We start from the raw sequence: 6,824 nt of genomic DNA, 5'->3' as shown, positions 1-6,824 counted from the left end.
TCTTCATCCAAAAGACCCTCTATGCGACGCTCGATCGTTTGCTCAGACGGATTCACATGAACAAGTCCGAGTTGCTGCTGGTGTTGGAGCGTCCTGAGGTCCCGCTGCATACCAATGGCAGTGAGCGCGACATTCGCGATCAGGTCAAAAAACGAAAGATCAGTGGCGGCACGCGCAGCGAGCTCGGCCGACAATGCCGCGATACGTTCTCGAGTCTAAAGGCGACGTGCCGCAAGCTGAACATTTCGTTCTGGGAGTATCTGACAGACCGCATTTCTTGCAGCGATCAAATTCCCCTCCTGCCTCATCTCCTCGAACAACGCATCGCCCTCTCTGCTTGAACAGCATGCTGGCGCTCGCCCCGGGTTATTGAGAAGTTACCGATTCTCATTAGCGGAATTAGCGGGCGCGATTAGCAGAATTAACGGACCTCAACAGTTTCTGCGCACGATGCTCGATGACTTGGTTCAACTCGCGTTGCGCCATGGATCCGCAGTGCTTGCCTCCCACCTGAAAGCCTCAATCAAGCAGCACGGCAGCGCGAAGCTCACGGCCGTTACATTGCGTATGGTCGAACAGGCATCGACGCTAGCGGCCGCCGACCCAGACGCCGAGCACGCAGTCGGTTTGTGGTTCCGACCGCTGGTGACTAAAAGACTGATCGGCGAGGGCATCCGGACCTTGGGCGAGTTGATCGCATACTGCAACTCGCACGGCGGCAACTGGTGGCGGTCGGTACCGCGCATCGGGCCCCATCGAGCCCGGATGATGGTCGCGTGGTTGCGCCGGCACGAGCGCATGCTCGGCGTCAAGGTTGATGCCGATGTCGACGCGAGTGACTACGGTTGGCCGCTCGCGCCGGCCTCCGGTCTGGACAACGTCGTCGTGATCGGCGGTACCGTCGAGGCGCCGCGACTGGCGCCGTTCGAGCGCCTCGCGATTCCGACGGCGCTCTCGGGTGAGCACGGCACGAATCGCGCGCGCGAGTTCGCATTCATCCGCGCGCAGCACGATCTCGCCGCGGTCCACGCGTATTTGAATCGTTACCGCGACCGGCCACCGACGCTGCGTGTGTACACCAAAGAGATCGAACGACTGGTCTTATGGCTGGGGGGCGTGCGCGGGGTTGCGCTCTCGTCGATGACGGTGGAAGACTGCGAGGCATACAAGGATTTTTTGAAGAAACCGGTCGAAAGCTTCGTGGGACCGAAGCGTCCGAGGTCAAGCGGGCGGTGGCGACCATTCACGCCGGAGGGTTTGTCGGCCGACAGTCAGGCGTATGCGGTGCGCGCGATTCGCGCCGCTTTCGCGTGGTTGACGACTGTCCGCTATCTGGCGGGTAATCCGTGGAGCGCGGTGACGGATCCCGCGACGGTAACGAAGGAAGTTTCCGTGCAGGTCGACCGTGCGTTGTCGGCCGATCTTTGGGCGCTTGTGCGCCGGGCACTCGATCAGCGCTGCGGGGATCAGCTGCTCAACGAAACGCCGGAACAAGTGCGACAGTGGCGAACCGCGCGCGCGGCGATTTTGCTGATGGGCGATTCGGGTTTGCGTCGCGAAGAAGCGGCGAACGCGCGGCGCCAGGATCTGCGCTCAATCCGTCACGTGAAGTCGGCGGCCGCCGCGAAAAAAGCGGGGGAGGGCGGGGCAGCGCAAGTTGAGATCTGGGCACTGAGCGTGGTCGGCAAGCGGCGTCGGCAGCGAACGGTTCCGGTGAGTGCGGCGACGCTTCGCGCGCTGCGCGCGCACTGGCTTGATCGCGGCGAAAACTTCGATGCCGCTCGCGACGATGCGCCGCTGATCGCGCCGCTGGTGATTCCCGCGACCCTGAGCGCACGCGCCAAGCACGGCAATGAAAACGGCAACCGAGACGACGACCCGACCGAAGTGCAGTCCGACGGCGATGATCGTGCGCAGACGAAGCGGGCGTATGCCCCGGATGCGCTCGCGCGGCTGGTCCGGCAGGGTACTAAGCAGCTCGCCAGTGAGTTGTTACGGGAGGGAGTCTTATCGCACGATGCCCATGCGCAGTTGTTGGAAACTTCCGCGCATGCATTTCGCCACACCTTCGGTACAAGGGCCGTTGCTCGGGACATGCCGATCGACGTCGTTCAGCGCGTTCTCGGTCACGCCTCGCTGCAGACAACGTCCATTTATGTGCGCGCCGAACGCCAGCGGATGCTCGATGCCGCGGCCCAATACTATTCAGAAGACGGCGGCTAGACGCCGCCGGTTAATTCAAACCCGGGAGCAAGGCGCAACGGCCGTGTACCCGTGCTGCCATCAATGGCGCCTGTCGGGTACGGTATTCTCCAGGCTGACATGCATACTGGCTGTCAGTTCGCTTAAATGGAGAGCAAAAAAATGAACAAGCAAGAACTCATTGACGCAGTGGCAAATCAAGCAGGCATTGCAAAATCCGCCGCAGCTGAAACGATCGACGCATTTCTTGATGCCGTGACGAAAGCGGTGGTCAAGGGAGATCCAGTTCAACTGATCGGGTTCGGGTCTTTCAGCACTGGCGCGCGTGCCGCTCGAACGGGTCGCAACCCGAAAACCGGCGAGGCCCTTCAAATTGCAGCGTCGACGACCGTGAAGTTCACCGCCGGCAAAGCGTTCAAGGACGCGGTGAACAAGTAGGGCAGTGAATGTGTTTCCGCCTGCGTGGGTCGTACGTGGTTGCACTGAGCTTGGCTTGACACCTGCCGGCTAACGCTAGAACAATTGATCGTCGAGCAATTTCAGGGTTCCACTTCACCGCGCGGCGTCGCTTGACGCCATCTACGTGCAGCGAACGGATCATGACGCGCTCGCCTCGTGCCCCACCCAGCACCTCCGCAATTCGGTTGCCTTACCGCACTAGCGCGCCTCGCTTGGGACGCACCTGTAGCAGGTGGCGGGCGCAGGAGGCTACACCTTTGGCGCGCGGCATGGCTGAAAGCTAAACGCGTTCATTGGAAGGGATACCGGCCGTTAATCCGGTTTCGGGCGAACTAGTGGCGACGCACCCGTGCCAGCCAGGAATTGGCGTAGCTGTTTTTCGGCTTATATCGCTGGGTGGATTGGTGCCGCACTCAGTTGCTGGTTGTACAGCGCAAGCCAGCGTTCGATCACAAGTGGTCTCGAATAGACAAAGATCGCGCGAGTGTAGGTGGATTGCAGGTATTTGATACCATCCAAGTAGAAGCTGGAACTTTGGCCGGCACAGATTCGGTAGCTCAGCAAAAATGGAATTGGAACCATGACAGTTCAACAGCGCAACAATGTGCACGCGAGCGGCGATGGGTCTCCAACCATCATTTTTGCGCACGGGTTCGGGTGCGACCAGACGATGTGGCGGTATCTGCACCCAGATTTCGCCAGCCGATACAAAACGGTGTTGTTCGACCTGGTTGGAAGCGGTCAGTCGGATCTCTCCGCCTACGACTACGGTAAATATGGATCGCTGCGCGGTTACGCTGCAGACTTGCTCGAAGTAATCGATGAGTATTCGAGCGGCCCCGTGATCTATATCGGACATTCGGTCAGTGCAATGATCGGAATGCTTGCGGCGATCGAGGCTCCCGAGCGGTTCGTCGCGAACGTGATGGTGGGACCTTCTCCATCGTTCATCAATGATGGGGAGTATGTCGGTGGTTTCTCTCGCAGCGACATAGACGGCTTGCTCGAAACTCTGGAAAGCAATTATCTCGGCTGGTCGAGCACGATGGCGCCTGTCATTATGGGTTCGCCGGATCAGCCAGAGCTTGGCGTGGAACTGACCAACAGCTTCTGCCGTACAGACCCCGAAATCGCCAAGCATTTCGCACGGGTGACGTTCCTCGCCGATCATCGCGCAGACCTGTCACGCGTGACCACGCCCACGCTGATCCTGCAATCGAGCGATGACTTGCTGGCGCCGCTTGCCGTCGGCGACTTCATGAAGAGACACATCCCGGGCAGTACGCTTAGCATCGTGGATAACGTCGGACACTGTCCGCATCTCAGCGCGCCATGCGCAAGTATCGACGCGACCAAGGCGTTTCTTAATGCGCTGGGTCTTTCCGATCATGGATAGCGAGCAGAGACCGCTCTCTTCGATTCAGGATGCGTTTGAAACGGCACCGTGTGGCCTGCTGACGGCAACCGTTGACGGTACGATCGTGCGTGTCAACGCCACGTTCTGCGCCTGGGTGGGCTACACGGCCGCGGAACTTCTGGAAATACGGCGGTTCCAGGACTTATTGACGATCGGTGGAAAGGTATTTCACCAAACGAACTGGGCGCCCTTGCTCCAGATGCAGCGGTCGGTTGCGGAGGTCAAAGTCGACATGGTTCACCGCGACGGACACGCAGTACCGATGTTGATCAATGCCGCCCGTCGTCGCCATGGCGAGGTCGACTACAACGAATTTGCGGTCGTGGTGGTCGTCGACCGGCATCAGTATGAGCGTGAATTGCTTCGTGCGCGCGAACGAGCGGAGATCGCGCTGAAGGAAAAGCACGTTGCCGAAGAGGCGCTTCGGGAAGCCAATCGCCGCAAGGATGCGTTCATGGCAACGCTTGCCCACGAACTCAGAAACCCGCTGGCGCCCATGCGAAGCGTGGTCGATCTATTACGGCTCGAACCCGGGGCAGACGCCCGGATGAAGTGGGCGCGCGACGTACTCGACCGTCAAATGATTCAGATGACGCATCTCGTTGATGGTCTTCTGGAAGTGTCCCGGATTTCAGAAGGGAAAATTACGCTGCATCGCGAGAACGTCGATCTCGCGACGGCATTGAACTTTGCGGCAGAGTCCTGCCAGCCCATCATTTCTGCCGCTTCCCATACTTTAACGATTGAACTGCCCGACGAGCCCATTGCTATCGACGCAGACCCGACACGCTTGTCGCAGATCGTGCAAAACTTGCTGAATAACGCCGCGAAATACACTCCGAATGGCGGCTCGATCTGGCTCACTGCCAGACGCGACGGCGAGCACGCCATGATTTCGGTTCGCGATAACGGCATTGGCATTGCCGTAGAACACATGCCCTCACTCTTCGAGATCTTTTCCCAGTTGGGGCCGGGTATCGAGCGCTCTAAAGGTGGATTGGGAATTGGTCTCTCGCTTGTTCGCACACTGACAGAGTTGCACGGCGGGGCGGTGTCGGTGCACAGCGCCGGAGCCGGATTAGGCAGCGAATTCATTCTGCGATTTCCGCTTTCGATTAAGTCCGGCGTACAAGCGGCTTTTCACGATCCCGATCAAGCCGTCCGGGAATTGACGCGACATCGAATATTGATTATCGATGACAATGCTGACGCAGCCGAGAGCCTCGCGGTCCTGCTGGAGACAGAAGGGTATGACGCCCGCACCGCATCGGATGGAATGACCGGAATACGGTTAGCAAACGAATTTTCCCCGGAAGCGATCATCCTGGATATTGGGCTCCCTGACGTGACGGGATACGAGGTAGCCGAAACGATTCGGCGTAGTCAGAAGCCGGGAAGATCGATTTTGTTGATCGCATTGACGGGCTGGGGGCAGCAGCAGGACAAGAACGACGCCGCGCAAGCCGGCTTTGATTTTCATTTTACGAAACCCGTCGACTTGAAGCGGCTCTTGATGGTCCTTATCGACGGCCAGGTACTTGGTTAGTACGGGGTTCTCGAGCCCTTGTAGATTTTCTCGCTGAGCGTGGTCCAAAGACTTCATCCGCCCTACTTTTTGCTTTCCGTTAAGCAGACGGCGAATCATTTGGTTGATCAGGTTCAGTTTCTGGCTCGCCAATATCTGGAACATCTGAGGGGGCGTTCGGCGAGGGCGCATCTGGAATCGTGACAGGCGGTTCGGGGATAGTTGGATCGGACATAGCTTTTCGTATTTTTGCGATTGATGTTCGTAAACAACCTAGCTTCCAGCGCGGCGCTGCGGCTAGATCAAACCCTCTGCGGCTCCGGGCGTCGTAGGAGACAAACCTGCCGCTGTTTGCCATTCTGCCAGTACCCGCTCCAGCAAATCAAAGGTAATTGGTTTGTGAAGATACCCGTCGAAAGCGGCAAAATCGTCGTTCCCCAAATCAGCCCGGCCAGTCATGGCAATCATATATGCGTCTTGAGACGCTCCCTCGCTACGCAGACTTTCACACGCGACTCTGCCGTCCCCATCGGGCAGCTCGACATCAGCCAATATGAAGTCGAATGGACTCGAGTAAGCGAGCGCTCGCGCTGTTTCACAATCGTGCGCGAGGGTAACAGCATGCCCAAGCTTTTCAACGAGCGCTTCAAGACTTGCGGCGAGATCGTGGTCATCATCCAATATAAGAATTTGCATGCGGTGTCCTTTGGGCGTTTGTATAAGCATCACATTTGCACGCAAAAAGGATGCCCATCTCACCTCACATTACCGCTTGCTCCTTTGCAGAATCAATGCTCTATAGTTCAACACGACCGCGGTAACTTGTCATACTGTAGGCTTTTTTCGCCTAGTTTGAGCAGAGTCCGCGCCGATGGGCGTCTCGGCCCGGCCATGATCCGCCGTTGCGCGCCCAGCCCGGCGGGACATCACACTAGCTGTTGTCTGTCAGACAACGAAAATAAGCGACCCGACGAGCGACTGACAGTTCTGTAAAAAGAGATTGGTAGCCGTTGAAAAATTGATTGCGACTTGTCACGCGACCGAGCGGCCAGTCCGGCCAAACTCGACCGGAATCTTCACGTAGCTGAGATCGACGTCTTCTTCCGCGAGCGCGTTCATCAAGCGCTGGCATGCCTGCTCATCGACGGAAACGGTGATGGCAAGCGGCTGATCGGCGAGTTCGAAAAAACCGGCCGAATGGAACTTGCCCGCGTGATCGAA

At 58.3% G+C, this 6,824-nt stretch carries 6 protein-coding genes and 2 pseudogenes; 6 read left to right on the top strand and 2 right to left on the bottom strand.

Translation table 11 applies throughout. The features are described 5' to 3' along the window. From BSU04_RS21480 to BSU04_RS21450, 6 genes and pseudogenes are all read left to right on the top strand, one after another. Positions 1-341, top strand: a 341-nt coding sequence (locus tag BSU04_RS21480; RefSeq protein WP_218827325.1) for an IS66 family transposase, incomplete at its 5' end; no start/stop codon positions are given. Between the two features lie 154 nt (positions 342-495). After that, positions 496-2,223 (top strand): site-specific integrase, encoded by a 1,728-nt coding sequence (locus BSU04_RS21475; RefSeq protein WP_256983166.1) that lies wholly within the window; start codon positions 496-498, stop codon positions 2,221-2,223. A 141-nt stretch (positions 2,224-2,364) separates the two neighbouring features. Further along, entirely contained in the window at positions 2,365-2,640 is a 276-nt protein-coding gene (locus BSU04_RS21470; RefSeq protein ID WP_062004222.1) for an HU family DNA-binding protein, read from the top strand. 601 nt (positions 2,641-3,241) lie between these two features. Further along, positions 3,242-4,057 carry an alpha/beta fold hydrolase gene (locus tag BSU04_RS21455; protein ID WP_086383871.1) on the top strand — a complete coding sequence of 272 codons (816 nt, stop codon included), beginning with the start codon at positions 3,242-3,244 and terminating at the stop codon, positions 4,055-4,057. Next, positions 4,029-4,379, top strand: a pseudogene (locus tag BSU04_RS47770) (PAS domain S-box protein); the annotation flags it as partial. The gene BSU04_RS21455 and the pseudogene BSU04_RS47770, both read left to right, overlap by 29 nt. A 153-nt stretch (positions 4,380-4,532) precedes the next feature. Continuing rightward, positions 4,533-5,624: a hybrid sensor histidine kinase/response regulator gene (locus BSU04_RS21450; RefSeq protein WP_256983168.1), complete on the top strand. Its 1,092-nt coding sequence runs from the start codon at positions 4,533-4,535 to the stop codon at positions 5,622-5,624. A 276-nt stretch (positions 5,625-5,900) separates the two neighbouring features. On the opposite strand, the gene BSU04_RS21445 is transcribed toward BSU04_RS21450, so the two are convergent. Beyond that, on the bottom strand, positions 5,901-6,299 hold the full coding sequence (locus tag BSU04_RS21445) for a response regulator (RefSeq protein WP_179258387.1): 399 nt from the start codon (positions 6,297-6,299) through the stop codon (positions 5,901-5,903). A gap of 336 nt (positions 6,300-6,635) precedes the next feature. Beyond that, positions 6,636-6,824 (bottom strand): annotated as a pseudogene (locus tag BSU04_RS46520) (DUF190 domain-containing protein); the annotation flags it as partial.

The organism is Caballeronia sordidicola (assembly GCF_002220365.1).
Taxonomy (GTDB): Bacteria; Pseudomonadota; Gammaproteobacteria; order Burkholderiales; family Burkholderiaceae; genus Caballeronia; species Caballeronia sordidicola_C.
This window is presented reverse-complemented; position numbering and strand designations above follow the sequence as displayed.

What these genes read in the sequence shown, in the direction of transcription:
- BSU04_RS21470 (WP_062004222.1), top strand. Translation starts at nt 2,365, where the DNA reads ATGAACAAGCAAGAACTCATTGACGCAGTGGCAAATCAAGCAGGCATT.
- BSU04_RS21455 (WP_086383871.1), top strand. Translation starts at nt 3,242, where the DNA reads ATGACAGTTCAACAGCGCAACAATGTGCACGCGAGCGGCGATGGGTCT.
- BSU04_RS21450 (WP_256983168.1), top strand. Translation starts at nt 4,533, where the DNA reads ATGGCAACGCTTGCCCACGAACTCAGAAACCCGCTGGCGCCCATGCGA.
- BSU04_RS21445 (WP_179258387.1), bottom strand. Translation starts at nt 6,299, where the DNA reads ATGCAAATTCTTATATTGGATGATGACCACGATCTCGCCGCAAGTCTT.